General features: G+C 46.5%; 21 protein-coding genes. 2 read left to right on the top strand and 19 right to left on the bottom strand.

The window, feature by feature from the left end; all coding sequences use genetic code 11:
• Nucleotides 1–484: 484 nt before the first annotated feature.
• The 10 genes from WFK81_RS07685 to WFK81_RS07640 all read right to left on the bottom strand — a co-directional run bounded on the left by WFK81_RS07685 (nucleotide 485) and on the right by WFK81_RS07640 (nucleotide 15,937).
• Nucleotides 485–2,482, bottom strand: coding sequence for a YjhG/YagF family D-xylonate dehydratase (locus WFK81_RS07685; RefSeq protein ID WP_336785861.1), 1,998 nt, complete (start codon nucleotides 2,480–2,482; stop codon nucleotides 485–487).
• Nucleotides 2,483–2,505: 23 nt separating this feature from the next.
• The gene (gene gucD / locus WFK81_RS07680) at nucleotides 2,506–3,966 is read right to left on the bottom strand and encodes an alpha-ketoglutaric semialdehyde dehydrogenase GucD (protein ID WP_336785860.1); all 1,461 of its coding nucleotides are present in this window, start codon (nucleotides 3,964–3,966) and stop codon (nucleotides 2,506–2,508) included.
• Between the two features lie 16 nt (nucleotides 3,967–3,982).
• Nucleotides 3,983–4,891, bottom strand: coding sequence for a fumarylacetoacetate hydrolase family protein (locus tag WFK81_RS07675; protein WP_336785859.1), 909 nt, complete (start codon nucleotides 4,889–4,891; stop codon nucleotides 3,983–3,985).
• 98 nt (nucleotides 4,892–4,989) lie between these two features.
• Nucleotides 4,990–5,745, bottom strand: coding sequence for an IclR family transcriptional regulator (locus tag WFK81_RS07670; RefSeq protein ID WP_336785858.1), 756 nt, complete (start codon nucleotides 5,743–5,745; stop codon nucleotides 4,990–4,992).
• Between the two features lie 505 nt (nucleotides 5,746–6,250).
• The gene (locus WFK81_RS07665; protein ID WP_336785857.1) at nucleotides 6,251–7,948 is read right to left on the bottom strand and encodes a response regulator transcription factor; all 1,698 of its coding nucleotides are present in this window, start codon (nucleotides 7,946–7,948) and stop codon (nucleotides 6,251–6,253) included.
• Between the two features lie 2 nt (nucleotides 7,949–7,950).
• Nucleotides 7,951–9,627 (bottom strand): sensor histidine kinase, encoded by a 1,677-nt coding sequence (locus WFK81_RS07660; RefSeq protein WP_336785856.1) that lies wholly within the window; start codon nucleotides 9,625–9,627, stop codon nucleotides 7,951–7,953.
• 135 nt (nucleotides 9,628–9,762) lie between these two features.
• Complete coding sequence (locus WFK81_RS07655; protein ID WP_201003926.1) at nucleotides 9,763–10,641, bottom strand: carbohydrate ABC transporter permease; 879 nt, start codon at nucleotides 10,639–10,641, stop codon at nucleotides 9,763–9,765.
• Nucleotides 10,642–10,652: 11 nt separating this feature from the next.
• A complete protein-coding gene (locus tag WFK81_RS07650; RefSeq protein ID WP_201003924.1) occupies nucleotides 10,653–11,513 on the bottom strand; it encodes an ABC transporter permease in 861 nt (286 codons plus the stop codon).
• Between the two features lie 109 nt (nucleotides 11,514–11,622).
• Nucleotides 11,623–13,356 carry an extracellular solute-binding protein gene (locus WFK81_RS07645; RefSeq protein ID WP_336785855.1) on the bottom strand — a complete coding sequence of 578 codons (1,734 nt, stop codon included), beginning with the start codon at nucleotides 13,354–13,356 and terminating at the stop codon, nucleotides 11,623–11,625.
• A 538-nt stretch (nucleotides 13,357–13,894) separates the two neighbouring features.
• Complete coding sequence (locus WFK81_RS07640; RefSeq protein ID WP_336785854.1) at nucleotides 13,895–15,937, bottom strand: hypothetical protein; 2,043 nt, start codon at nucleotides 15,935–15,937, stop codon at nucleotides 13,895–13,897.
• 485 nt (nucleotides 15,938–16,422) lie between these two features.
• On the opposite strand from WFK81_RS07640, the gene WFK81_RS07635 reads away from it, so the two are divergent.
• Complete coding sequence (locus tag WFK81_RS07635) at nucleotides 16,423–17,007, top strand: undecaprenyl-diphosphatase (protein WP_336785853.1); 585 nt, start codon at nucleotides 16,423–16,425, stop codon at nucleotides 17,005–17,007.
• A gap of 107 nt (nucleotides 17,008–17,114) precedes the next feature.
• Here the strand turns inward: WFK81_RS07635 and WFK81_RS07630 are convergent, their stop codons facing one another.
• On the bottom strand, nucleotides 17,115–17,351 hold the full coding sequence (locus WFK81_RS07630) for an alkaline phosphatase family protein (protein WP_336786441.1): 237 nt from the start codon (nucleotides 17,349–17,351) through the stop codon (nucleotides 17,115–17,117).
• Nucleotides 17,352–17,924: 573 nt separating this feature from the next.
• Here WFK81_RS07630 and WFK81_RS07625 point away from each other — a divergent pair.
• A complete protein-coding gene (locus tag WFK81_RS07625; RefSeq protein WP_336785852.1) occupies nucleotides 17,925–18,641 on the top strand; it encodes a succinylglutamate desuccinylase/aspartoacylase domain-containing protein in 717 nt (238 codons plus the stop codon).
• A gap of 47 nt (nucleotides 18,642–18,688) precedes the next feature.
• On the opposite strand, the gene WFK81_RS07620 is transcribed toward WFK81_RS07625, so the two are convergent.
• The 8 genes from WFK81_RS07620 to WFK81_RS07585 form a co-directional block, all read right to left on the bottom strand.
• Nucleotides 18,689–20,281, bottom strand: coding sequence for a COG4705 family protein (locus tag WFK81_RS07620; protein ID WP_336785851.1), 1,593 nt, complete (start codon nucleotides 20,279–20,281; stop codon nucleotides 18,689–18,691).
• A 178-nt stretch (nucleotides 20,282–20,459) separates the two neighbouring features.
• Complete coding sequence (locus tag WFK81_RS07615; RefSeq protein WP_336785850.1) at nucleotides 20,460–21,827, bottom strand: sensor histidine kinase; 1,368 nt, start codon at nucleotides 21,825–21,827, stop codon at nucleotides 20,460–20,462.
• A gap of 4 nt (nucleotides 21,828–21,831) precedes the next feature.
• Nucleotides 21,832–22,506, bottom strand: a complete 675-nt coding sequence (locus WFK81_RS07610; protein WP_336785849.1) for a response regulator transcription factor — start codon at nucleotides 22,504–22,506, stop codon at nucleotides 21,832–21,834.
• 86 nt (nucleotides 22,507–22,592) lie between these two features.
• The gene (locus tag WFK81_RS07605; protein ID WP_336785848.1) at nucleotides 22,593–23,012 is read right to left on the bottom strand and encodes a hypothetical protein; all 420 of its coding nucleotides are present in this window, start codon (nucleotides 23,010–23,012) and stop codon (nucleotides 22,593–22,595) included.
• Nucleotides 23,013–23,263: 251 nt separating this feature from the next.
• Entirely contained in the window at nucleotides 23,264–23,458 is a 195-nt protein-coding gene (locus WFK81_RS07600) for a hypothetical protein (RefSeq protein ID WP_336785847.1), read from the bottom strand.
• Between the two features lie 204 nt (nucleotides 23,459–23,662).
• Nucleotides 23,663–24,673 carry a glycosyltransferase gene (locus WFK81_RS07595; RefSeq protein WP_336785846.1) on the bottom strand — a complete coding sequence of 337 codons (1,011 nt, stop codon included), beginning with the start codon at nucleotides 24,671–24,673 and terminating at the stop codon, nucleotides 23,663–23,665.
• A gap of 197 nt (nucleotides 24,674–24,870) precedes the next feature.
• Nucleotides 24,871–25,767, bottom strand: a complete 897-nt coding sequence (locus WFK81_RS07590) for a polysaccharide deacetylase family protein (protein ID WP_336785845.1) — start codon at nucleotides 25,765–25,767, stop codon at nucleotides 24,871–24,873.
• A 108-nt stretch (nucleotides 25,768–25,875) separates the two neighbouring features.
• On the bottom strand, nucleotides 25,876–26,346 hold the full coding sequence (locus WFK81_RS07585) for a GNAT family N-acetyltransferase (protein ID WP_336786440.1): 471 nt from the start codon (nucleotides 26,344–26,346) through the stop codon (nucleotides 25,876–25,878).
• Between the last annotated feature and the right edge of the window lie 117 nt (nucleotides 26,347–26,463).

Here is a 26,463-nt window from a genome sequence, read left to right as displayed (position 1 = left end):
GTTACCTTGTTCTTGTCATCCAACAAAAATCCTTAATTGCACCGGTGCAATTGCAACACTTAGACTCTTCCCTCTACCGAAAGAAATTAGTCGGCTAGATACGGAATAGGTCCTTGCCGGCTGGCAGCAATATGTAAAGCGTCTCGCTGGTCTTAAACGTGCTGAACTGCTCATTGCACTTGCAGAAACCAGTAAACTCCATCCCATTTGGGACGGAGTTACTCCGCGTTACCACCCTGATTGACGTTTTTATAACGCCCTCTTAGCCATCGTCCAACAACGATGCTTCTTTGTAACCGGGCCCGTCTACTATTATTTCGGGGGCAGCTCTGAGGCGATTATTTGATTCGGATATCCGCAGCCTTGCACCAACCAACATTGCCATAGTTGATAATGCAGCAACCGGGCATAGTGATAGGCCACTGCATTTTCTTATTGAGGTAATGAGTTTCCGCTACGGCAGTCTTCATCGTCGACTATGGCGTCAATCTGCAATCGGCGCCGACTTATTCCCGGTAAGCGCATTCATTCCGGCAGAGAGGACCTCAAGAATCCGGTCCACATCATATACGCAGCCCTTCCAGGTACCTCCGCTTACAGCCTGAAGCGCAGCCCACAACCGGGTATCATCCGGCAACGAAGGATCCTCCTCCAATTCGGGGTGCTGCGGCCTGCTGGCCAGTATCAGACTTCCTGTCAGCTCGTTCTCCGGCGTGTCGCCGCATCCGACCATATGAATGGTGCCGTCCAGCCGACGCGTATCAATCCGGATGTCGATCCAGTCACCGGTGCGCAAGCGACCTACCGGTCCTCCGGCCAGAGCCTCAGGTCCAATATGACCGATACAAGCGCCTGTCGATACACCAGAGAACCTGGCATCGGTCAGCAAGGATACCTGCTTGCCATAAGGCAGATGCTTCAGCGCCGATGTCAGCTGGTAAGTTTCTTCCATGCCCGTACCGGACGGTCCGCGGCCGATCAGTACCAGCACGTCGCCGGCTGCGATCCCGCCTATCTTGATGGCGCGGATGGCCGAGCGCTCGGTTGTGAATACTTTGGCACGCCCGACATGTCGGAAAATGCCGTTCTCGTCGATGACGGACGGGTCAATGGCCGTTGATTTGATAACCGCCCCTTCCGGCGCCAGATTGCCGGTCGGGAACGTTACCGTTGAGTTCAGTCCCGCCTTTTTGGCGAGCTCCGGACTGTAGATGACACTGTCCGGATCGATTCCGTCCTGCTCCAGCAGATAACTCCGCATCCGACGGCGGCGCTCCGAGCTCTCCCACCAATCCAGTACCTCGCCTAGCGTTGATCCCGTTACTGTGAGTACCCGATCGTCAATGACACCGAGCCTTCTTAGATGCAGCATGACTTCCGGAACGCCGCCTGCCAGAAACACGCGGACTGTCGGATGGGGGATCGGCCCGTTTGGCAGCACGCTGACAAGCCGAGGTACGCTGCGGTTGATCGCGGTCCAATCATCTGCGTCCGGAATCTTCAGGCCCGCGGCATGCGCGATAGCAGGAATATGGAGCAGCAGATTCGTGGAACCGCCAAATGCGGCGTGGACCGCCATCGCATTCCGAACAGAAGCATCGGTCAACACATGTGCCGACGTGATGCCCTGCTCCGCCATTGCTGCAGCCGCGCGCGCGGATTGGCGCGCCATCTCTTCCCAGACGGGTTGGCCGGAAGGAGCGAGTGCCGCGTGGGGCACCGTCAAGCCCAGCGCCTCGGCTACCACCTGCGCCGTTCCCGCGGTTCCGAGGAATTGGCAGCCGCCGCCCGGTGTAGCACAGGCGCGGCAGCCGAGGTCCGCCGCTTCCTCCAGGCTGAGTTCCCCATGGGCATACCGGGCGCCGATCGTCTGAATCTTGCCCGCATCCTCCCCGGATGTCGGCGGCAGCGTTACGCCGCCGGGTACGATGATAACGGGAAGATCTCGCATGCTGGACAGCGCCTGCATCATGGCCGGCAGTCCCTTGTCGCAGGTAGCCACTCCGATAACCGCGGAGCGGGTAGGCAACGATCGCACCAGTCTCCGAACCACGATCGCCGCATCGTTTCGATAGGGGAGCGAGTCAAACATGCCTGTCGTTCCCTGGCTGCGCCCGTCGCAAGGATCGCTGACATAGCCGGCGAACGGGATATGCCCAGCACGTGTCAGTTCGTCCGCGGCTGCCTTCATCAGCATCCCGATTTCCCAATGCCCGGTATGATAGCCCAGCGCCGCGGGACTTCCATCCTCGTTCCGAATGCCTCCCATCGTTCCCATGATCAGAACCTGTTTCCCGCCAAGCCGGTTTGGGCTCCAGCCCATGCCGACATTTTGTGTCAATCCGAAGAGATCACCGCTCGGTGCATGAAGCAATAGGTCTGGCGTCAGCGGGAGCTTGCCTTCCGGCCCAGGCGCATGTGTCTTCAGGGAGAAAAAGGTCCCTTCTTCTCCGCCCATTATGGTTCGTATCTGCTCGTTCATTCCGAATTGCCCCTCTCGAAGGCCTATGGTTTAATGAATACGGTCTTGATGGAGGTGAAGAATTCAATCGCAGCCTGCCCCTGCTCGCGTGAATGAGAGCTGGACTGCTTCATCCCGCCGAACGGAGCCTGAAGCTCCACGCCAGCCGTTTCGGCATTGACCCTGACCAGCCCAGCTTCCATATCCTGAACGAAAGTCAGTAAATTGCCTATATTGCGCGTATAGATTGAGGCACTGAGACCGAATTCGGTATCGTTGGCGACCCGGATGGCTTCTTCCAGACTGTCTACCCGGATGAGCGACAGTACGGGGCCAAAGATCTCGTCTTTTGCAATAGCCATATCCGGTTTCACTTCGTCGAATACAGCAGGCGTTACATAGAAACCGTGAGCGAGCTCCGGCTGGCTCGGCCGTTCACCGCCGATAAGAAGCCGAGCTCCTTCTTCTTTCCCTTTGCCGATATAGGACATGACCGTATCGAGCTGGTTCTCGTTAGCGCACGGACCGAGCCAGGTGCCTTCGGCAAGTCCGTCACCGACCCGCAGCTCCGCTACCTTGGCTACCAGCTTTTCCCTGAAAGCTTCATAAACGTCGCTAACGACAATAACGCGGCTGGTCGCCGTGCACTTCTGGCCGGTGGAGCGCAGTCCGCCGCTGATCGTAGCTTCCGCGGCAAGCTCAAGGTCGGCATCCGCAGCCACGATGACAGGGTTCTTCCCCCCCATCTCGAGCTGGTATTTCGCTCCGCGCGCGAGCGCTGCCTGACCGACCCGCTTGCCAACCGCGTTGGACCCGGTGAACGTGACGCCGTGAACTCCGTTGTGCGACGCGATACCGCTGCCGATAACGCTGCCGCTGCCAACAATCATGTTCACCGCGCCTGGCGGGAATCCGGCATCATGGAAGCATTGCATAATAAGTGACGCCGTGACGGCGGTTTCCGTAGCCGGTTTCCAGACCACCGTGTTGCCGTAAATAAGCGCGGGAGCCATTTTCCAGACGGGAATAGCGACCGGAAAGTTCCAGGGGGAGATGACCCCAACGACGCCAAGCGGCACCCGTGTGGTGAACATGAGAGCCTCGGCGTCGGTTGAAGGGATGACGTCCCCGATCTTACGCATGCCTTCGCCGGCATAATAGCGCAGGATCGCCGCGCCGCGCACCGATTCGCCTTTGGCTTCAGGCAACGTCTTTCCCATTTCGCGCGTCATCATTCTTCCGATCTCCTCCTGTCTGGCCTCGAGCAGATCCGCCGCCTTGAATAGCAAGGCTCCCCGTTGCGCGCCGGTCAGCTTCCGCCAAGAAGCTCGAGCGGCTTCGGCAGCGGCTACGGCATTGTCCAGATCGGCCTCATTCGAATCGGACACGTGGCCCACCACTTCTTGTTTCTTTGCGGGGTTGATGCTCGGAATCCGTTTGCCGGACAGTGGAGCCGTCCATTTTCCGTTGATATAATTGTCAATTGTTCTGGATTGTTCGTTCATGAACTCTCTCCCTTTCCTAATTGGTCTGATAGGACTGCTGCGTCAGCTCATGTTTATAGACAGCCGTATTGGCCAGGATGCCGATACCTTCGATTTCGATCTCGATGCGGTCACCCGAATCGAGGGTAAATTGATTGGGAGGAACAAGGCAGGTACCGGTAAGAAGCACCGTTCCGTCATAGAGCTCGTTGTCTCGCTTCAGGAACGATACCAATTCCTCTAACTTGCGCTTCAGCAAGCCCGTGCTTGCCTGCTCGTCAACAAGCTTCTCGCCGTTGCGGTAAATTCGGCACACGATCTGCAGTGCGTAGGGATCCGTCACCGTTTCGGCCAGTCTGACCGTTGGTCCAATCGAGCAGGAACGGCTCCATACTTTGGCCTGCGGCAAGTACAGCGGATTCTCGCCTTCAATGTCTCTGCAGCTCATGTCGTTGCCGGCTGTATAACCGATGATCGTCCCTTCGCGGTCCAGCACGAGACCCAGCTCGGCCTCAGGGACCTGCCAATTAGAGTCGCTGCGGAGACATACCCGCTGTCCTGGTCCTACAGTGCGCGCAAGGGTCGATTTGAGGAACAGCTCCGGCCTTTCTGCGTCATACACTTTGTCATAGAACGTCGTGGCATCCAGCTTTCCTCCCGTTGCCTCATAATTCCGCGCTTCTTTGCTTCGCAAATAAGTAACGCCAGCTGCCCATACTTCCGGCGCGTCAACGGGCGCCAGCAGCTCGAGCTCTTCGAGGGAGAAAGCGATTGCCGTATTCCCAGCGATCTGGTTGGATACATGCTCGGAGGGAGTCAAGCCTCTTGCTCTCGCCTCGGCTACCAATTCCATGAGGTCCGACGTTTCCAGTCGATAGACGGCCCCATCATCTGTCAAAGCGCCTAATCGGGATAACGATGATTCCATGTAACGAACGATACGCATACACTCAACTCCATCATTGTTTTATATTATAAAACGCGGTTCTCATATTAGGTCGAAAATCCGCACATGCCATACGGCATGTGCTTGAGAACGCGGTCTTACAATCGGCCAAGCGATTTGGAAATACTGTCCGCCGTCCGAACGACAAGCGCGGAGAACCCGGCGAATTCCTCATCGTTTACAGTGGACACCATGGTGGAGATGCTGACGGCCGCGGATACTTGACCGCTGTGGTCGTATACCGGGGCGGCTGTGCAGCGCACTCCCTGCTCGTTCTCCTCGCGGTCGTATGCAACTCCCTTGTAGCGCACGAGCTCAAGCTCGGCGCGCAAATCGGCTTCGTTCGTAATCGTATGCGATGTCTGGACATGGTAGTGATAATTGGCAAGGATACGATCTAGTTCGGGCTCAGGCAAATAGGCAGCAAGTACTTTGCCGACCGCACTGCTGTGAAGCGGGACGCGTCTGCCGATTCGGGAATAACGGATGGCGGCTTTCGCCCCTTCCACCTTGTCGATATATACGCCTTCCGAGCCGTCCAGGACGACAAGATGCGCGGTTTGCCCCGTTTCCTGCGACAGCTTTATCAGATGGGGGCGCGCAATCTCACGGATGTCGAAGCCCTGAAGCAGCAGCTGCCCCTTCTCAAGCAGACGCATGCCCAGCCGATATTTGCCCGACTCTGCGTCCTGCTCGATATACCGGTGCAGTTGAAGAGTCTTGAGCAGGGAATGAACGGTGCTCTTGTGAAGCTGCATTTTTGCGCTGATCTCGGTGATTTTCAGCTCTCTGTTTCGCTCGTCGAACAGGTCCAGTATGGACAGGGCCCGATCGAGCGACTGGATGATTGGCATGAGTACTTTCTTCCTTCGAGTTTGATATTATAGAACGATGTTCTGTAATATTAATTTTACCTATTTTTTCTTGGTTCTGTCTACTACTTTTGTTTGACGATTCTCTCCACCACAACTCAAAATATTTATAATCACTGTCATCTTCTATTTTTATTCGATGCACCGAATGATGATGCGATCGTCTTGTATATAGATTAATTCAATCTATCCTGTCCTAGGTTCACGGCTCGTGCCGTTCATGTACAGCGGCCACGGTTCGTTCTACGAAGAGCGCGACAAGTTCAATGAGTTACTTCGGGAATTCACTGAAATGAACTGAGTATTTATTAATCATTTATTTAAGATAGTTTCCACGCTATCATGCCCTTCTTCAATAAATAAGTCACCTGATTTCCATTCCATAAATGATTGACAGGTTCCAGGGCTTTCTCCGTTACCATTTTGTGATATTCCTCACTAAAATCCGTGACGCGGCAATAACGGAGCGCGGATATGGCGGATTCGCTCACTTAACCCTCATCACGTATGAATCTCTATATTCTTGCGGTGAGCAGCCTGTTGAGCTTTTGAAGAACCTTGTAAAGGAGGTCGCTGATTCATAACCTACTTGTCTGGCAATCTCATGTATTTTAATGTTTTCATTCACTAACAATTCTTTGGCTCTTTGAATTCTAGCTGCATCAATGAATTCCGTTAAATTTTTTTTCGTTTCTTGCTTAAATATTCTTGATAAATAAGAGGGGTTTAAATACACTTGCTCGGATAATCGAACAAGAGACAAATCCTCACCGAGATGTGAAACTATAAAATTTTGAATAAACGAGATTACATTATCAGCCCTTCTTTTTTGCTCTAGCTTTTGAAGTTCAAAAACGCATACGGAAAGCTTTCTTATATAAGTGACTGCATCGCCCCAACTACAAAAACTAACCGTATTAACAAACCGGATTTCACCTATTTTGCTGATAACCTTGTCACGCAATCCCCAACGATTCATATAAGACAATAAGCACATTGAAATAGAGCAATACACTTGCTGGGCAACTAGATTATTTTTATTTTTTATCAAGCTTAAAGGCAGCAAAATTTGCTCCAGCTCTTCAAAATACTTATCCTTCAGCCCTGATTCTAAATATTGCTCTATGAAAGTAAACAAATTCGTAGTTGTAAGTGACAGTAATTTTTGCTCTGCTTCAAATTCCTCATCGTTAGAGCATTCCGCTTTATTCTCCGCTGCAGCAGTCGAGGGCACTTCATCATCTACTAACAATACCGTATTCTCTGTTCCAATTCGGTAATTCAAAAGGGAATGCAAGGCATGATATTGCTGCGAGATATCATTCCATGTCGTCGGTTTACTGCCAACGGTAAAGCTAATAGAATGATTGAGCTTATCCTGGCAGCTTTGCTGGACGGACTCAAGCATTCCCTTGATGTAGTGTAAAGTATGGACATAATCCTCCGTAGCCGGGTTTACGTTTTCCTTCGGTTGTATAAGGATCGTAAATCTAAAATGATCGTCTAAAATGATGACGCATTTCAAATTAGAGGTAAGATACCGCTTTATCATTTGTCGAACAGAGTAAATTTGCTGTATTTTCTCTAAATAGTTATCGTCTTGGAGTGATAGATCATCTAATTTACCTACAACAAGGATAACCGGGGCTTCATCCGTAATGGGCAGAGAAAGCTGGTCAAATTGCTCCTTCGTTGCCTTTACCATGGAGCTCCCCTTTAATAAGTTAAGCAGATAACCTTCCTGAAACAGTTCCAATGCGATGTGAATTTTTTCTTTGGCTTCTCTGATGAGATCACCGGTTTTGATTTCCTTACGGATTTTGAACACCGTCTCCTCAACAACTTGTATGATCTTATCGATATCCTCCAGTTTCAGAATATAGCTTACATCGGGATGCTGGATCGCTTTATAGATATAGCTAAACTCGCTGTGACCCGTTAAAAAGATGATTTTGCATTGCGGCCACTGCTTAAATATTTCATCCATCAGTTGCAGCCCGTTAATATTCGGCATATCGATATCCGTTAACACAATATCCATACGGGTGCGATGCAGCCACTCTATCGCTTCTTCACCGCTATATGCCTTATACACGTCAAGCGATAAGTGGTCCATCCCTCTAAATACCTCAAATAAATGATTAACTATAATTTCCTCGTTATCTACAATCAAAAGTCTTAACATGGCTACTCCCTCAGCTTAGCATGAATTTGCAATCTGACTAATAATCCGCCCAGCTCACTTCTTGCTACCTGCAGCCCATACTCCTCACCATAGATCAGTTGCAATCTTCGATGAATATTGTTTAGCCCAGACGATTCGCTGCTGTGTGCTTCCATGAATTGTTTTTCTAGATCCAGCAATTTTTCATCGGTTAATTGCTTTCCATTATCCTCGACAAAAATCGATAGCTTATCATCTGTCGTTTGGAAATAAACCCGAATGGTGACGGGACCTTTTGAATGCTCTACCGCATATTTAAAAGCATTTTCGATAATTGGCTGCACGATTAATCTAGGGACGCTGATTTCCTTAAAGGAAGGCGGACAGTCTTCAAATTCTATCGTCAGCTTGCTTGGATAACGCATTAACTGAATATCGGCATAGGTTCTTGCATGCTCAATTTCCTCATACAAAGAAATAAAGTCGGAATCATTTTTCGTAATAAACTGAAAATACTCCCCTAAAAGCTTGGTGAAAGGAATCAAATTCTCATCCTTTACTTTCGCCATCATGTTCATTAAGAAAAAGCTATTGTATAAGAAGTGGGGGCTGATTTGAGATTGAAGATGCTTTAACTCGGCTTTTTGTTCAAGAATTTTGTGTTTATACACTTGATCAATGAGATTCGAGACGTTTTGAACCATGGAATTAAAGCCCTTGTTTAAGTAATCAAATTCATTGTTGTGATTCACTTCCACTTTGACATTGAAATTACCCTTTTCAACACTGCGGAACGATTTCACAAGCTCCTTCATCGGACGTTGAATTAACTGGTAGGTGTAAGCATAGATAAACGTGACAAGGATGAGTACTACACCCGTAAACACCCATAGCCACACGTAAAATCCTTTTGTCGGAACTAGTACAGCATCTTTAGGTATGAATCGGAACAGCACCATATTTAAGTATTCGGATTTCTCCGCGATGATGAACGTGTCGCCATGACTAATCACTTCGCCAATTTTGAATTCGCTTTCATTTCTTGCGAACGAATGAACGACATCGTCGAACATGTGATCCTCGTCGCTATATATCGTTAACCCGTTTGTTAGATCCAGCAAAATCGACCGACTGTCGGGATAAGTATCGAACTGCTTTAACGCTTCCCGGAATACTTCCGTATTTAGTTCGATTTCGATCATAAACAAAGGGCTTAACCCCATGTTGCCCGATAGAAATGTACTGAGATGAAGGTTCCCATTATACATTAATAATTGAGCGCCCTTCATCCCTTCCGGAATTCTTAATGCTGCAAATTTGTCCCTATTCAAAGCGCCCACTGATTTTTTGGAGGAAATGGTCTTTTGTATAGGGTAAATATGGGCGCTAACATTTGAAATATAAGCATTGCTATTTTGTATGGATACCAGGCGATGATGCAGCTTTCTCATACTCTCCATCTTTTCGTAATCGTCCATAATCGTATATCGAATCGCAAGCTTATTTAAATCCTCATCATTTAAAACATCATATTGCAATATTTTTATTCGATCGATTTCTGCCTCCAGCCCCTCTAAATAAAAGGTAACCTGAGCCGTCGTTGATTTGTAAATTTCATCTTTAACCGTCTTTAAGCTCCAGTTGTACATATAAATACCTAAAGCGACAATGACCAAGATTGCGGCTAAAAATGTAGCCATTAATCTAACAAAAATGCTAGATTTAATTGCCACCCCCTCCTTCTATTTCTTTTCCTACATATTAACAAAAAATCATAGCACAAAACATGACTATTTGTTTCATCGCTAGCGGCCTCTTTTGACGGCTGATCGCGATCAGCCTTTAACACTGCCTAGAACCATACCTTTTACGAAATACTTCTGTAAAAATGGATAAGCGCAAATGATCGGCAGAGCACCTAAAAAGATCTGTGCGGACTTTAACGTTTTATCGGAAATTTTAGCCATTACTTTCGCTTCCTCAGGTGTTAATGTCGTAAATGATTTTTGCACAACAACCGTTTGCATATAGCTTTGCAGCGGATAATTGCTTGGATTGTTCATATAAATGAGCCCATCAAACCAGCTATTCCAATGACCAACCAATGAAAACAATAAAATCGTTGCAATAGCCGGCATGGATACCGGAACATAAATGCTCCATAACGTTCTCCAATGGCCTGCTCCGTCTATAAATGCGGATTCGCTTAATTCCTTTGGGGTTAGCCTAAAGAAATTCAAAAGGACGATTACGCTAAATACAGGTACCGCACCAGGCAATATTAATGCCCAAACCGTATCGATAAGTCCTAATTCCTTGACCAGCATGTAGGTTGGGATTAAACCGGCACCAAAAATCATCGTGATGAAAAAGGTCCATGCATAGAAGGCTCGAAAACTAAAGTCTTTCTTTTCCTTGGATAAAGGATAGGCAATCGTTGTCGCTAACACCACATTAATTGCGCCGCCAAGAGCGATGCGCTGCAGGGATACAAGCATGGAGTCCCAAAATGCTTTACGCTGAGCAACAAATTCATAGGAGGTTAATGAAAACTCTTTTGGCCAAAAGGTTACCGTACCGGTAGAAGCAATTGCACTTGACGATAAGGATATCGCTAAAATATGAATCATCGGAAGCACGCAAACCGCAGCGACCAGAAGGAGAAAGATATTGTTAATGACTAAAAACCAGTCTAGTTTTTTTTTGATTCGCATTCCTATACCTCCTAAAAGATTCGATAATCAGCAAATTTATAAGCAAAAAAATAAGAGGTTGAGACAAGGATCAATGCAATGACGGATTTAAACAAACCGACTGCCGTAGCTACGCCAAACTGCGCATCCAACAAACCGATCCGATAGACGAAAGTGTCGAGTATGTCTCCACTCTCATAGACCATCGGGCTGTACATATTAAAGATTTGGTCAAAGCCTGCATTCAGAAGATTCCCTAAGCTCAAGACCATCAATAATACGATAACCATCTGAATGCCGGGTAAGCTAATGTGTATCGTCTGCTTCCAACGATTCGCCCCATCCATTTGAGCCGCCTCGTACAGATTCGGATTAATCCCGGTTAAAGCAGCAAGATAAATAATCGTTCCGTACCCGAAATCTTTCCACGTATCCGTTAGTATCATCGTATACGGGAACCACTTATTGTCACCCAAAAAGAATATGGAATCAAAGCCAAGCTTATTAATCAACGTATTAATAAGTCCATTTGTAGGGGACAGGATGTCGATAAAAATGCCGCCCAATACGACCCAGGAGAGGAAGTGCGGCAGGTATATCGCCGTTTGAATGCTGCGCTTCAATAGGACATGCTTCATTTCGTTTAACAGCAACGCAATCACGATGGGAACAACTAAGCCCAAGATGACCTTCAAAGACGCAATATAAAAGGTATTCCACAAAATATTGTCGAAATTGGGCAGGCTCATCACATATTTAAAATTTTTCAAACCGACCCATTGTTGATCGCCAAAGAGCCTTTTAGCCGGAATAAAGCGTTGAAACGCTATGATAATGCCAGCCATAGGAACATAGCTAAATAGGATGACGAATAGAAACCCCGGCAAGATCATGAGATTTAACGGCAATTCTCTTTTCAATTTTTTTAAATTCAGCTCAATCACCTTCTCCTATGGATTAAGAAAATGGAAAGCAAGGATGCTCCTTGCTTTCCATAACGTGTTATTTGTTTGATGCGTACCACTCATTGACTTCTTTCGTGATGTCTGTTCCGCCAACTTTATACCAGTTGTCTACGAATTTATCGAAATCATCCAAAGGCACCGCACCCATAATAATTTTGACGAATGTTTCTTTCTCCAATGCCTCTAATGTAGATTTTCTTTCAGCCATCGTTTCTGTCGGCGGACCGGCAAACGCTTCATACTTGAATCGTTCATTATCCATATAATTAACCCCATGCCTGTAAACGCCTTCTGCTCCGTAGATCTTTGGCCAGCCCCATTGCGAAACATCCCCGTCTTCGAAAGCTTTAATATTGCGATAAATAGCTAATGCTTCACCCGTTAAGCTGTCAAAGCTATTATTTTTTCTAGCCTTTTCGATTTCTTGGAAGGCTCGAATGTTTTTAAATGCTGACGCCGGCTGAACCGGGGAATACTTCCACACCCCTACGCTATCATTGGCCGCCGGCATGTAATAGTAGTCAAAATCTCCTGTTTTGCCCCAGTTAAGCTCCACGTGTAAATTGAACATTTTGATAAGCGCCTCAGGGTTAGAGAATCCCTTTCTTACTACCCAATAGCTGTCCGCTTGGAATCTTTGCGGAGAAAGGGCCGGTTTGCCGTCTACGGAAACAAGAGCATAACCTACCCAGTTGGCATTTGGATCATTTTGATAATTGCTGATGAGCGGATACATGGGATTCCATTGAGCGCCAAAATCAATGCCAATTTTACCGGCTGCAATACTCTCGGCTACTTTGCCACCGTCTTTAACCCCGAACTCTTTATCAAGCTGACCTGCCTTATACATATCGGAAAGCGCTTTCAATGATTCCTTAACTTCAGGGAGAGTGCTGCCCCAAACTAACTTTCCTGAGCCGTCATCAATCCACATATTCGGATAAGCATGGTAGCCTGCAAAAAATCCTTCCAAGCCCATTGCGCCGCCGTATAAATCTTTTGTTAATGCTAAGCCATACGTATCATTTATCTTGTTCCCGTCTGGATCCTGTGTTGTAAACGCTTCGGATATTTTCAGCACATCCTGCAGGGAGGTTGGCTCAGGAAGCTGTAATTTGTCTAACCAATCCTTGCGGATCCATAAATAAACCCCATCACCGTAAACGTCAGCCTTACCAAGCCCCACAATCTTTCCGTTAACTGCAGCGGAATTAAGCACTGCAGGTCCTTGTTCAGCGTAAAGTTTCTTTAGATCATCCGATGCGTACTGCTCCCAATATGGCGTTAAATCCTCGATTAAATCCGCTTCGGCGAGCTGCTTCATTTGCGCTGGCGTTACGCGGAGCATATCTGGCAGGTCACCGGATGTTAGAGTAACATTCATTTTTTGGGTATAAGCATCGCCGGAGCTAACTGTCCAGTCATACTTAACATTAATGCCCAGCTTCTCAGAAAACGCTTTCAGCCATCTATTGTTTTCAATCGTTTCTCCGGGAGTTTTAGGAATGATATTATCTTGGGTGTCATTGTCAACATCACGAGTAAAGCGAATCGTAAGCGGCGTTTCATACTTGCCGAACGGATCAGCATCTCCGGAAACCGCTTCCTTCTGTTCATTGTTGCCCTTACTACTGTTGTTTGCAGGACTTTGAGCTGGATTATTCGTTTGTTTCTCGGGTGAGTTGGAGCTGCATGCTGAAATAAAGCCAGTTGTAAGCGTCAGCGATATCAGAAGAAGTACTGCTTTTGAAGACGGTTGATTTTTCTTCACTTAAAAACCCCTCTCATATAGTGTGAATACTAAACACATTATAAATTCTATGTTATTTTTTACTAATCGTATATTTTCAATTTGTTACTTCATTATCATCTCTTTACTCCATGTCATTTCCCTATGCTTTCACTTTTTTAGATCGTTATCATTTTTTTACCATTTCGTCTAACGCACGCATGCCCGTTTCAAGTGTGCGAATAATACGCTCCCTATCTCTAGTCTAGCGTTTCCACATCTATACACAGGTAAATCTTATCCTTTGAGTATGAGGGTGCTACATATAAATAGACTTTCCATGTTAATTAACAAGAAAGGGGAGGGATGCATAAATTATGCATCCCTCCCCTTTCTTGTTGGAATTATAGAGCGTTAGAATTCGGAAATCAGACCGCTAATCATATTACGCAGTAATATCAGCGTGAATACTGTCAATCGTGCGCCGGCAACTTCATCAGTTTGGCAATTCAACTATCGTTACCCGTTAGAGTTCAATAAAGTTAACTTATAGTAAAATAGGTCCACTTTCTTAGAATCTCTACACAAGCTCTTCAGGTGAACTGCGGGTCGCGGCCTGCTTTTGCGATTCCGTCTCGATCGAATCTATCGACCAGGCGATAATCCACGGCCGCTGGTCTCGGGCATTCTCAGGAATCCAGTAACATTTGTCAACGAAGCCTTCGCGTGGTGACCAGGCGAACACGCGTAGGCCGACTTTCACAATGTCGTTGGGCTCACCCTTGCCGCGCGGGAACGCGAGTGAAAGCGCAATCGACTCCGTCTTAGTCGTCTTCTTCTCTACCGTGTACGAGAACGATGAATTTCCACCGACGTCGAAGATATTATCGATGCCGCCTTTCACCTCGGCTTTTACTGTGTCCTCGCGAGATTGAAGCTCGGACGTTGCTGTTTTTAGCGTGTATTTCGTCTCTCCGCTCTCCGTCCATTCGATTGGTACATTCACCATGCTGACGGCGTACTCAGGTGTGCCGCTGAAGCGACCAATCCAGGTCTGATAATTGTTCGTATCAGGATTGCCGGGGAACGAACTTAGATTCTTTTTCACGTCAAAGTCGATGCCGGTGTCGGAGGTGGTAAAGGTATAAACGACGACGCCAGGGATCTCCTGTCCCGACCAGTCTTTCAGCTTGAAAGCATAACGCGTGATAACGGGCCTGAGGTAGATGTACGTCGTTTCGTTCTTGCCCGGAATAGGCGCGATCGTCTTCTCGAACGTTTGAGAGACCTCGTTAGCCGTCTGCGTCTTGCGCGTTAGTTCAGTGCCGAGTTGGAATGAGCCAAAGAGCGGAAACTTTTTATCTTTGAACTTGCCGCCAATCTTCAGTTGTACGCCAATCTTAATCGTCGCCGATACGGACGTCTGAAGAGACGTAGTGTAGCCGAACTGGAAGCGCGACACGCTATCGCGGAACGGCTGGCCGTTGAGGACATAGGGCGGCGGTCCCTCCACAACGCCTAGGAGCGAGCGGAATTCGCGACTCACCGGCTGCTGTAATGTCGAGGAATCATCACGCACGAGCTGGTCCGACTCCCAGCGCGCAACGTAGAGTGATGACTGCACGTTGTTGTAGTTGTAAACGTACCAAATTTCCTGGCGTAGCTCCGTTGCCGAGACGGCACGTACGTACGTGAACGCGCCAAAGTGCGCCCACAGCGGGTAACGCGTGTAGCCCTCGCCGAGTGTCTTGGTAGAGTACCAAGTGTTAGACGCTATGCCGTACTCCTTCTTCTGTTGTGGCTTCCAGCCGACCCACGTAGGGCCATGCCAGCCATTGACAATCATCTGCAGAATCTGCCCGTGGTTTCCGCCTTTGGCGGAACCCGCGGCGACGGCTACGAACTCAGCCGATCCGTGGAACTCTGTGTGTTCGACGATGTCCGTCACGTGCAGACCAGATCCAGTTTCACCTGATTCGTAGCTGTAGATGCCTGTCCATACATTCCAATATTTCGTAGCCATAGCATACATCAATCGCGGTTCGCCTGCTGCGTCAACGAACGCACATACACTGATATTGCCGACTTTCGTCCAGTCCGTGCGAATTTCACTGCCCCATGTATGACCATCATCTGTCCAGGATACGATTGCCCTATCCTCGCCGTCCTGCTGATAGCTGCCGAAGATGAACATGCGCTCACCGATGGACGCAGCCGAAATCTGACGGTCGCCGTGAACCGTTAATTTGTCTAAGTAAACCGGCTCGGTCCACTTCTCACCATCGATCGTACATGTGAACGAGACTTGTCCGCCACGATTCGAGAAAAAGACATACATGACACCGGCGTGCGTGCATGCGGCAATCGACATTACGTCTGCGTTCCCCTGCCACGAGACTGGCTGATTCGGAATAACAGGTTTGTTCGACCAAATGATTTCGATGTCTGATCCGGTTGATCGCGCTTTCGTGCAGGCAATCCTCGTCTCATGACCGGCTCGCTGCGCGATGCGCTGCATGAAGAATAAGTACGCATGATCGTTGAAGTAACAACCAGTCGTAGGGGACACACCGGTCTGCCAGGGACTAGAGTCTTGTAAATAATGCTCCGTGTAATCTGCCATGGAATCTCTCCTTTGAACCTACAAAACAGGATAAATTCTAACCTTTAATTTTAGATGTCCAATTTTAACCTCATTATTAAACTTTTACCAACATAATCATACATCGGAAATTAATAGAAGTACATAATAGATGCTGTAGATCAACAATTAACTCTTTGTTTCAGACGGCTGCTTCGTTATCAAGGTGCAAACCCGGTGTGTAACCATGTTCCATAATTATCACGATAGAGAACCGGCACTCCAGGTTATACTTCGTTTTTAAAATTGTAACGTGCAGGTATTGCAAAAACATAACTATCGTTTTGACCTAATTTCGCTCGGTTTGATAGCTGCTGAACCAATAAAATATTCTTCTCGTTCAAGAGAATCCCACTGACTTTTGGTGAATACCATAATGGGAATCTTTTTTAGGGACAAAAATTAAGAGATTTTTAAGTTATTTTTGATATCATTATCGAGTTGAAATTTGAAGGGAGGAAACATCATTGAACGAACAACTGTTCCATATCATCAATAACTTTGCCGGCCGTTTTGATTGGATAGATGATCTCATGGAAATATTTGCGCAAGATATCGTGTGGCTGATGCTGGCTATACTCGTTTTCCTGTGGTGCAGCGGAAGTAAAGAGAATCAACGGGCTGTATTCTTTGCATGCCTAACCGCAGCAGTCTCTCTCTTACTGGCTGCTTGGGTCATATCGCCGCTCGTGAATCATCCTCGTCCGTTCGTCGATCATACCGTGCATCAATTAATCTCGCATGCAGCCGATGCCTCGTTCCCGAGTGATCATGCGACATTGGCGTTTTCGTTTGCATTTGTAATACTGTTTATGAAGCGACAAACAGGGGTACTCATGTTGGTTTTTGCCGTCTTGACGGGGATCTCGCGTATCTATGTGGGCGTACACTACCCTGCTGATATTTTAGGAGCTGTCGTACTGTCATTCTTAATAGCCTTGACGGTATTTGCCTTGAGAAAGCAGATCGACCCAATTTCCAGGCTATTTATCTCTCTCTATAATCAAATCCTGCGCGTCATTCCCGTATTGTCCCGCTTTAGTAAAAGTTAAACACAGCAAAAACTCCGGCCAATTTTTAGAGCCGGAGTTTTTGTATAAGAAGTCAGGTTTTCATTCAGTCTAGGCTTTGTACACGGGCAAGCTCTTCGAATACTTGCTCAGTCCCGCATATTCGAGCCCATCTCAAGGTTTGGAATGACAAAGGAGACAGTCGGCAGCATGCTGAAATCGCTCGGGAAATCGGTAAAGGGCTTATTCAATGAAGCAGGAACATTCGTGAAATTAACCCAAGGGTTATGCTTTCGAGCATATCCTGTCTTCAGATTGTACGGCCCATTATATCCGGTATTGGGCAGCCCTTCTGAATAACCGGCAAAGGTGTACCCATGTCGTATTAATTCAGCTTCTAAATTATCGGTGTTGAATGTATTCTGGGGGTGCCATCGCTTTTTACGCCTTCTGAAGATCCTGAGAACAAATCAAGATAATCCGGCTGGCTTGGATGACGGGTCGCATAATGATTCGTCAAGCTCGCACCGGATTTTAGCAACTGATTCATATAGGGGGCAGATGAGTTGCCCTTAATTCCTTATATGAATGGTTTTCTTCCACAACGATTACAATATGGTTAGGCTGTTGTTGTACCGCTTGTATAAGGTCCCTAGTGTCCCGGTACAATACAATACGTGCGGCTTCATCTCCATTGCAGTTCTAATTGGCGAGCATCGAATTTGCCTCATTTGATACTCGGATTACGAGTCTTATCGGTAGCACAGAATATGCCCCTTTAACGAAGATAATGATGTTTTTTACAGTGATCGGCTCGGAGTGGCCTGTTGCCATTATTACACTAGGCATCGTGACTTTTGATATACACATTTTTGAAATAGAAGTTACAAATTAATTCATTTGTCCGTTTCAACGATTTCGATAACAACGTATTTTAGAACTATCTGGGGGTGAGAAATATGCAAATCACAAAACAGCTACTGGCCAAGAGCAGCGAGCACGAGACGCCATATTATATTGTTAATGGAGTTTCTCAGGGGAGTACAGTTATGGTAACGGCGGGTATTCACGGGACAGAACGGGCAGGGTTTCTATCAGCAAAAAAACTAGTTGAATTGCTTCAAAGGGATATTATTCATGTCCACAGCGGAAGGTTAATAATTATTCCTATAGTCAATCAGGTTGCGGTTAGAAAAAAAATAAGAGGGGTTCCCGATCTGAACCGGACGTTCCCAAAACACAATTTCAAATCAGCTAGTCACCCCCTTTCAAGAGCAGTATTCGAGCTTGCCAGGGAACAGCAACCGGTATGGTACGTGGATCTGCATGAGGCGAATGGATTATCCGGTATCCATCCAAGGTCACTGGGACAAACCTTGATCGTTAACCCTAGAAGCAAGGCTATCCCTGCTGCAAAAAGGATGATTCGACGATTGAATACATCTATCGAGAAGGCTTCGATACGTTTTTCGCTCCTTCAGCGAGAATTACCTGGATCGGGACGTTCAGCCGCTTACCATCTGCTGCATTCCAATGCAATAACAGTAGAAACTGGAATCGGTTTACCACTTAAATTGCGAATAAGTTATCAGATGAATATATTACGAAGCATTTTAAGAGAAGCAGGATTATTGAAAAGAAGACGCGAATCCCAAAATAGTGACAAACTAAAATAAGCTTCTAAGCATATCTACCCGTCAGAAAAAATTCTTATCCTCTATTTTTATTGATTTACTACACTCATGATATTAAGCGAGTCATTAAGCGCAGTGATGCATTGGCTGGCAATAGGTTTGCCTTTACGAACGTTAGCCAATACAACGTCAATCGTACCATCGATCTTTGTCCAAGTGGAACCGTCGATTTTCCTAAGCTTAGGCTCGGAATTGTCCCACTGATGTTCCAAATTGTCAGCGCCTTTTTTGGCGGCAGCAAAATCCTTTGTGTTTACTGCATTCAACATCTCGTTTTCAATATTTACAAAATCCGTTAATCGTCCGGCCAATTTCGCATGCGGCGTAGCTGTTCCGGCTTCCGAAGACGATGCCGGGGCTTGAGAAGACTCAGATTGCGACGACGCAGGAGCTTGTGAAGCCGCTGTTTTGTTGGCTTCGTTCAATACCTTCAGCGACTCTTGAAGGGCGTTATTGCATTGATTCGCATCGGGTTTTCCATTGCGGACTGCGGCCAATACCACGTCGATCGTCCCATCGATTTGCGTCCATGTGGAGCCGTCTATTTTTCTAAGCTTTGGCTCCGACGTATCCCATTTATGTTCCAAAATGTCAGCACCCTTTTTCGCGGCAGCAAAGTCTTTTGCGTTCACGGCTTTCGACATATCATTTTCTATATTCACGAAATCCGTCAACTGTCCGGCTAGTGAAGCCGGATTGGACGTTGAAGACGATCCGGAAGAATCGATTTGCGATGCGATTTTATTGCTCAACTGAACATATCCGCCGATGCCGACAGCTAAGAAAACACAAAGTACGGATACGGTTTGAATGAGGACGTTTCTTTTTCTTTGCTCCGACTCTGCGGTTCCGCTGTTCGGAACTGTATCGATTTTGGTAACAGCCAAGAAAATGATGACAGCCAAAATCGCAACTAGAAAAATGACGCTTGTTATCGTTGTACCTAAGCCTAATCCGCCATTTACTTTGGTTTGGGACAAGTAGTCACCTAAGGACGCCCCAAGCGGACGAGTCAGAATATAAACGACCCAGAAAGCTAATACCGCGTCTAGACGAAGCCATTTCCAAGCCAAATACATAATCGCGATGATAATAACGACCGTGAGACCTGTGTTAAAGTATCCAAGTCCGAGTTGTTCGGAATACAGATCGCCGACAGCTGTTCCAAGGGCGAACGTGAATAGAATGGTTAGCCAATAATAAACTTCGCGTTTCCTCGTGTAGATCGAGTGAATAGAAAGCGTCTTTTCGCTTAAATACCAAACCAGGAAAGTCAGTCCCAGCAGTATGCTGAATACGGTCGTGCTTTTCTCCAGCGGAACTCCGATCCCGTCCGTCAAATTATCTGTAACCAACGTTCCGAAAACGCTTATTAATACGACGGTCAGCCAATATATAGCGGGTACATATTTCGTTGTCCTGAATTGAAGAAACAATAAAATGAAAAAAGCGATTCCCATTATAATTGTTGTGTTCGTTAAACCGAATCCCAAGTTGAAATTGAGAAAATCCGCAAATGTTTCCCCGACCGTTGTGCATAGGACTTTGATGATCCAGAAGTAAATCGTAACTTCAGGTACCTTGCTAAGCAGTATTTTCGGTTTGTTTGGTTGTTCCGACATGAAATCGCACCCACCTTGTACTAGTATAGAAGATATCGAAAATGCTTTCGCTCTTTGCTCGACAATATCATAGACGTTAAATCTTAAAATTCTAATAAGTTCATATTATCTACTTATTAACGATTCATCTCAGCGGTAAATGACCAATGTTCTTGTCACTGAAAAACTCCACGAAAAGTTATGCATGCGGGAAAATCAAGGTCACCGTAGTTCCGATTCCCATTTCGCTTATGATCCGGATTTCCCCCCCATATTTCTCCGTGATTTTTTTCGCGATCGACAATCCGAGGCCATTTCCTCCTTCCTTCCGTCCCCTTCCCTTATCTACACGGAAGAAGCGGTCAAAAATGTAAGGTATGTCCTTCGTATGAATGCCGATTCCTTTATCCTCGACAGATATATGGATATTTTCTCCAACCACTTGAAGGCTTATTCGCAACACAGGGTTCTGACTGGAATACCGAACGGCGTTATCTAACAGGATGATCAAGACCTGATGTAACCGATGCTCGTCTATTCGAATGCGCATCCCTTCTTTCAAATCGCTTTCGATCGTGAAATGCGGATAAAGCAATCGGTAGTTTTGTATCAATTCCATCACGACACTCGAAGGATCGATCGGATCGGAAATTTCCTCTGCAGGATGATGCAGGTCGCCAGATAAATCTAATAATTGATTAGTTAATTGGCGTAAACGTACGATCTCTTCGATTACCGCGGCTATGGATTCCTCTTGAATCGCCGGATTATTCTTTCCCCATCGATTTAATAATTTCATATGTCCTTCTATGATGGCGATGGGTGTTCGGATTTCATGCGAAGCATCTTCAATGAATTGGCGCTGTCGATTGAAGGAACGTTCCAACTCCTCCATCATCTCATTGAAGATAGAAGAAAGTCGGGAAATTTCATCCCCATTGTTTCGATATCTTACTCGTCCGCTCACCCCTGTTCGCTTGATGTCATTCATAGCGGAAGCCATGCGGTTCAACGGTTTCAGCAACTGCCAAGCGACAACTAAACCTCCAATCGTGCTAAAGATTATCCCAAGTGCCCCAAGCTCCAGCATGAGACCTCTCAATCGATCCTTCATCGCATCTTCGTTTTCCAAGTTTGCCGCTAACTCCAAAGTGCCTTTGAATGAAGTCGTTTTGATCGGAGCGCGAACGACCATCAATCGGTCCTGTCCATGGCGAAGGGATACGATCGATTCGCTTTCCGCCGTTTGAACTGGAACCCAGTCGGAAGGAAGCTCACGGGTGAGAATCATCACTTCCCTGCCGGCGGGGTCTAACAGCCTGAGCAACTGATTGTTTTGAACGAACTGCTGCAGAAACCCTCTGCTCTCTTCCAATCCTTCCTTATCCAGTGGTTCCTCTTGTTCTGAGAAGTAACCGGTGATTTCGGCAGCCGTCCTTCTCATCGAGTCTTTCTGGGAATTCAACATCCATTGCGTCACTGCGTTGTATTGAGCAATGGTATACACGATAAACAATATTAGAATCAGCGATGTTGTCCATAAGGCCAATTTGTACTTGATGGGCATGTGCTCACCCTTTCATGACGTAACCTACGCCGCGTACGGTCTGAATGTATTTATCTCCGCCGCCCAATTTTTGCCGAATATATCGGACATAAACATCCACTACGTTAGTCTCCGCTTCGGACTCAAATCCCCATACCAGGTCGAGCAGTTGATCTCTGCTAAGCACGTTGTTCGCATTTCGAAGAAGGACAACCAACAGATCGAATTCCCGTTTGGTGAACGACAGCTCCTCTCCATCGCGCTTGACCGTTCGCGAACCGACATATACTTGAAGATCAAGGAACTCTATCTTTTCGTTTTCTTCATCCTCCGACGGATCCACTCTTCTAAACAACGCCCGTATTCGGGCAAGCAATTCTTCGATTTCGAAAGGCTTGGGCAAATAATCGTCAGCGCCGCTGTCGAGGCCTGAAACTCGATCCATCACGCTATTGCGAGCCGTGAGCATGATGATCGGGGTCTTGTTTCTCTGACTTCGAAGCCGTCTGCAAATTTCGATTCCGCTAAGACCCGGGAGCATAAGATCCAACAGGATCAAATCCCATTCCTGTCCGCTGGCTAACAAGAATCCCTCCCGCCCGTTATGAACAGCGGTGACTTCGAAGCCCTCATGCTCTAACTCGAGTTCAACAAAACGGGCAAAGTTCGGTTCATCTTCAATAAGGAGCAATTTTCTCATCGCGGATTCCTTTCCGAATATATTCAAAAGGGCAAGAACCCCTGTAATAGGATTCCTGCCCGTTGATCTTTTATGCCTGAATTGGATTAATCCTCATTCGTTTCTCCATCGTCTTGAAGGTCTACGCCATTCGCGCTGTCTTTATCGGATTGCCCTTGATCGTCGGCAATCTCGCCGTCCCCGTCGGACTTCTCTTGGTTGGTCGCTTTAACAGAGCTTGATTTCACTTGGTCGTCGGCAATCTCGCCGTCCCCGTCGGACTTCTCTTGGTTGGTCGCTTTAACAGAGCTGGATTTCACTTGATCGTCGGCAACCTCGCCATCGCCATCGGACTTCTCTTGAGTAGACGAGACAGCGGTGTTGTCGGAATTCGTTGTCATTGGGGTTAGTTCCACCGACGACTTGTTGTTACCCGAAGCCGCATACGTTGAATGCAGCAAAGACCCCGATCCAGCAGCTACCACCGCAAAAAGAGCTGCGGCAACAATCCATGTTTTTTTCTTCATTTTATTACCTCCTGTATTGGGTTTGTCTTATAACGTTTACAACTATAGCAAGTCAACATGAGAATGCGTTTAGATCAAGATTAGAAATTGATGAGAATTTTTGAAACCACTTCAAGTGCAGTTTCTCATTGAATATTCCTTTAATCATCACGAGCAGCAACGGGTGCGGCTCTCCTTGGGAATAATCGGAATTTTCTGATGTGATACATTGGTGTTGTCGGGCGATTACGTCACCGGCAATATTGATGGGCTCACAGTCTTTCCGTCGCTTTCTCCGACAGCATGATCGTTGAACCGCATGCAACCAGGGTAAACGGTATTAGCGATCCCTGCAGCACGATATAAGCAAGCGACGGCAGGAACTTATATTCCGCGCGAACAGCTGCAGCCTGGGGACCGGAAATCAATTCTGTCGGGAATGGGACAAAGTTCTTATGATTTGACAACAACATTATCCCATAACAAAAAAGCCGCGATTTTCGCGGCCTTTAATGAGATTGTGTTCTTGTCATCCGACAGTATAAGTATGGATGTCTTGTATGCAATTGTCGGATGACAAGAACTTGATAACATTACCCAATAATTCCTTCTAACTTTAGTCTAATGTGTCCCGTTATTTTCGCCCTTACGAATCAATAACAACAACGCCTCTATTTTAGTCCTTGAAGCTTGGCCTTTCGCCGGTTCCACAACGTATTCTTCCTGATTTTGTACAAGTTGTTGTCGAGAACCTTTTGGTACAGCTTCAGAACCGAGTCCGTCAAGATGATATCGGAGTAGCGTGTTCTGGCATAACGCCGGAGCATTCGGGCTGAAGGCAGTCTCTTGCGGTTCTTGACCTTCGCCGCCATATCTGAGGTCGTGCGGCACAGTAGCTGCGGCATGCCCCGAAGCACCTCGGCGACGCCGCCTTTCCGGAAGCCAAGCACGGGCGTGCCACTCGCCATCGACTCGACTAGGACTAGTCCAAAAGGTTCATCCCACGTCGAGGTGAACAGGACGAAGCTGGCATTTGCGAGCAGCTGACGTTTGCGGTCACCGCCGACGATGCCGACATAGCGGATTTTTTTGCCCAGATGCGGCTTAATTTTGGAGTTATAATATTCCTTGTCGTTCAGCGTTCCGGCGATCAAGAGCCTCTTTCCTGTTTTCTTGGCTACCTTGATGGCCAGGTGAACGCCCTTTTTCTCAATCAGTCTTCCCAGGAAGAGCATGTAGTTCTGCTTGGTGGTCCTGAACGTGTAATCGTCCATGCGAATGCCGTTGTGGACGGCGTAGCCTCTTCGTTTCCCATATTTGCGCAGGATGAATTTACTGACGTAGACCGGAATCTGAACATTGCTATTTACTCCTTTTGAATGCGACTGGCCGATGGTGGGAATCGGCGGATTCGCCTTGGCGACGATGCCGTAATGATCATGTATGATGTCCACGTCGGGCGGGAGGTTTTTAATGATGAAGTCGAGCTGTTCTTTCGGATCGTTTGATTCGTATTCGAACGTTCGGGTCGCGTTCGAGCTCGACCCTTTCTTGGCGAACAGAAACACCGTGTGTCCCCTTTTGACCAATTCTTCCGTTAAATAATGAACCTCGCGCTGCGTGCCCCCGTAATCCTTCGGCGGGACTGGAATCGTATTCGTCGAGATTAGAGCAATTCTCAATTATCCCCAGCTCCTTAGGTAAGTGTCTTCCATAGGTCATTCTTTGTAGGATATGAACGGAATCCAGAGCAGGGCACGGCTAATTCATCAATTTGGCGGTACGCTAAAACTGGCCTTACAAAAGGTTCATTAACGTAAACGACTGTTTCCCTGTCTTATTATGCTAAAGTCTCCGTATAGCTCAACGAAGATGTCGTTTAGAAACTGCAACGCTGTAAGTCACGAACGTCCTTCCATGAAACGAGTTTAATGTTTTCTTTTTTAAACAACAGCATAATATCTAAGTCGCAAAGTAAGCGAAACTCAATTTCACGCTCCAAATAACAGCTGGTTATTCCCTTTAATTCTTCAGTAATTTTTGAGGGGTGCACTGTTAATTGAGTGATGCCAGGCTTTAGGTTTTCAATTGTTGTTATAAATTGTGCCTTCACTGTATCATAGTTTGCATTCGTGCTTTGACAGTACGGGAGGGAAATCATATCATCTATGAGTAAAATACCTCGTCTTTCCGCCGCAGTAATTACTTGCGTAAACCTCTCCCTTTGTACTTCATTTATAAATGGTTGTACCACTATCCTTCTAGGTAAATTTAAAGGCAGTTGATACTTATAACACAAATCCAATGCAACTTCTAAGAAATCACGTCCGGTATACAAGCCCATGATACTCCCCGCATGACTGTCAAGATGAGTTGGATCGAGCCCTCTGGAGATCGCATAGTTAATTTGAGCTTCTAATTCAAGCATAACCTCATTGAGGTCAGCATTGGACTCAATGTATGCAATATCTGTAAAGAACTCAAAATCCGAATTTACTAGGCTGTGAAGCGTATCCTCCTGGTACACGGGTTTCAACCCTTGTTTCTCTTCACTTGTTAATGTGAGATGAATCCCGGCATGTTCCATAGTGGTTATTTCCACACTATTTAATACAGCTCTAGCTGATGGACAAGGAATCATAATTGAAGTTGAAGTAATAGCAGCCAGTTTGAATAATTCTAGAATTGCTTCGTTTGTTCCCTCAGTAATTCCGAAATCATCTGCATTTATAATTAATATTCGATCCGACTCTTCAAAACCTAATTTTGAGTTCATTTACTTCCCCCATACTTAAATATTAAGTTGAATGATGACAAAGGGCGCAAGCACATTGTGCCTACGCCCCTGCTGTATCATTGATAATAGTTTATTAACATCAGCTTTTTAAAAGTTGTTACGTTCAATAAGATCTTGAGAAAGTCGGATCATATCTCTGCACTGAATCCCGTTTTCGTATATATCATCAGGATAATGTCGAGTAAAGAAATCAATATCAACACCGATAATTCTAAACCCACATTTTTGATACAACGCTAATTGTCCTATGCTAGAGTTACCAGTGCCAATCTCGATTGTTTTGTAGCCCTGAATTTTTGATGTATGAATTGCATGTAGTACCAATTGTTTGCCGATACCTTTGCCATGTAGATTTTCTGCGACAGCCACATTCACTAGTTCAACTGTCTCTGGTCTAGTGGGCAGGAGTACATATACTCCAATTATTTGATTTTCAACTTCAGCAACCCAACAATCTCCTCTTTTAACATATTCCTCAACAAGCTTTTGGGAGGGATCTGCTAATAGTAAAAGGTTCAAAGGATACTCTTCATTAGCGTATAAATTTCTGAGGTTCAATGTGATCACCTTTCAAAAATAAAGTTTGTGCCTGAACTCCCAAGCTATAGATAATAGCTTTAGTTTACCATTAAACACCAAATTTTGGGGCGTAAAAAATACTTATACTTAAGCTGC

The sequence above is a fragment of the Paenibacillus sp. MMO-177 genome, assembly GCF_037147795.1.
Taxonomy (GTDB): domain Bacteria; phylum Bacillota; class Bacilli; order Paenibacillales; family Paenibacillaceae; genus Pristimantibacillus.
This window is presented reverse-complemented; position numbering and strand designations above follow the sequence as displayed.

What these genes read in the sequence shown, in the direction of transcription:
- WFK81_RS07685 (WP_336785861.1), bottom strand. Translation starts at nt 2,482, where the DNA reads ATGAACGAGCAGATACGAACCATAATGGGCGGAGAAGAAGGGACCTTT.
- gucD (WP_336785860.1), bottom strand. Translation starts at nt 3,966, where the DNA reads ATGAACGAACAATCCAGAACAATTGACAATTATATCAACGGAAAATGG.
- WFK81_RS07675 (WP_336785859.1), bottom strand. Translation starts at nt 4,891, where the DNA reads ATGCGTATCGTTCGTTACATGGAATCATCGTTATCCCGATTAGGCGCT.
- WFK81_RS07670 (WP_336785858.1), bottom strand. Translation starts at nt 5,745, where the DNA reads ATGCCAATCATCCAGTCGCTCGATCGGGCCCTGTCCATACTGGACCTG.
- WFK81_RS07665 (WP_336785857.1), bottom strand. Translation starts at nt 7,948, where the DNA reads ATGTTAAGACTTTTGATTGTAGATAACGAGGAAATTATAGTTAATCAT.
- WFK81_RS07660 (WP_336785856.1), bottom strand. Translation starts at nt 9,627, where the DNA reads ATGGCTACATTTTTAGCCGCAATCTTGGTCATTGTCGCTTTAGGTATT.
- WFK81_RS07655 (WP_201003926.1), bottom strand. Translation starts at nt 10,641, where the DNA reads ATGCGAATCAAAAAAAAACTAGACTGGTTTTTAGTCATTAACAATATC.
- WFK81_RS07650 (WP_201003924.1), bottom strand. Translation starts at nt 11,513, where the DNA reads ATGATCTTGCCGGGGTTTCTATTCGTCATCCTATTTAGCTATGTTCCT.
- WFK81_RS07640 (WP_336785854.1), bottom strand. Translation starts at nt 15,937, where the DNA reads ATGGCAGATTACACGGAGCATTATTTACAAGACTCTAGTCCCTGGCAG.
- WFK81_RS07625 (WP_336785852.1), top strand. Translation starts at nt 17,925, where the DNA reads ATGCAAATCACAAAACAGCTACTGGCCAAGAGCAGCGAGCACGAGACG.
- WFK81_RS07620 (WP_336785851.1), bottom strand. Translation starts at nt 20,281, where the DNA reads ATGTCGGAACAACCAAACAAACCGAAAATACTGCTTAGCAAGGTACCT.
- WFK81_RS07615 (WP_336785850.1), bottom strand. Translation starts at nt 21,827, where the DNA reads ATGCCCATCAAGTACAAATTGGCCTTATGGACAACATCGCTGATTCTA.
- WFK81_RS07610 (WP_336785849.1), bottom strand. Translation starts at nt 22,506, where the DNA reads ATGAGAAAATTGCTCCTTATTGAAGATGAACCGAACTTTGCCCGTTTT.
- WFK81_RS07605 (WP_336785848.1), bottom strand. Translation starts at nt 23,012, where the DNA reads ATGAAGAAAAAAACATGGATTGTTGCCGCAGCTCTTTTTGCGGTGGTA.
- WFK81_RS07590 (WP_336785845.1), bottom strand. Translation starts at nt 25,767, where the DNA reads ATGAACTCAAAATTAGGTTTTGAAGAGTCGGATCGAATATTAATTATA.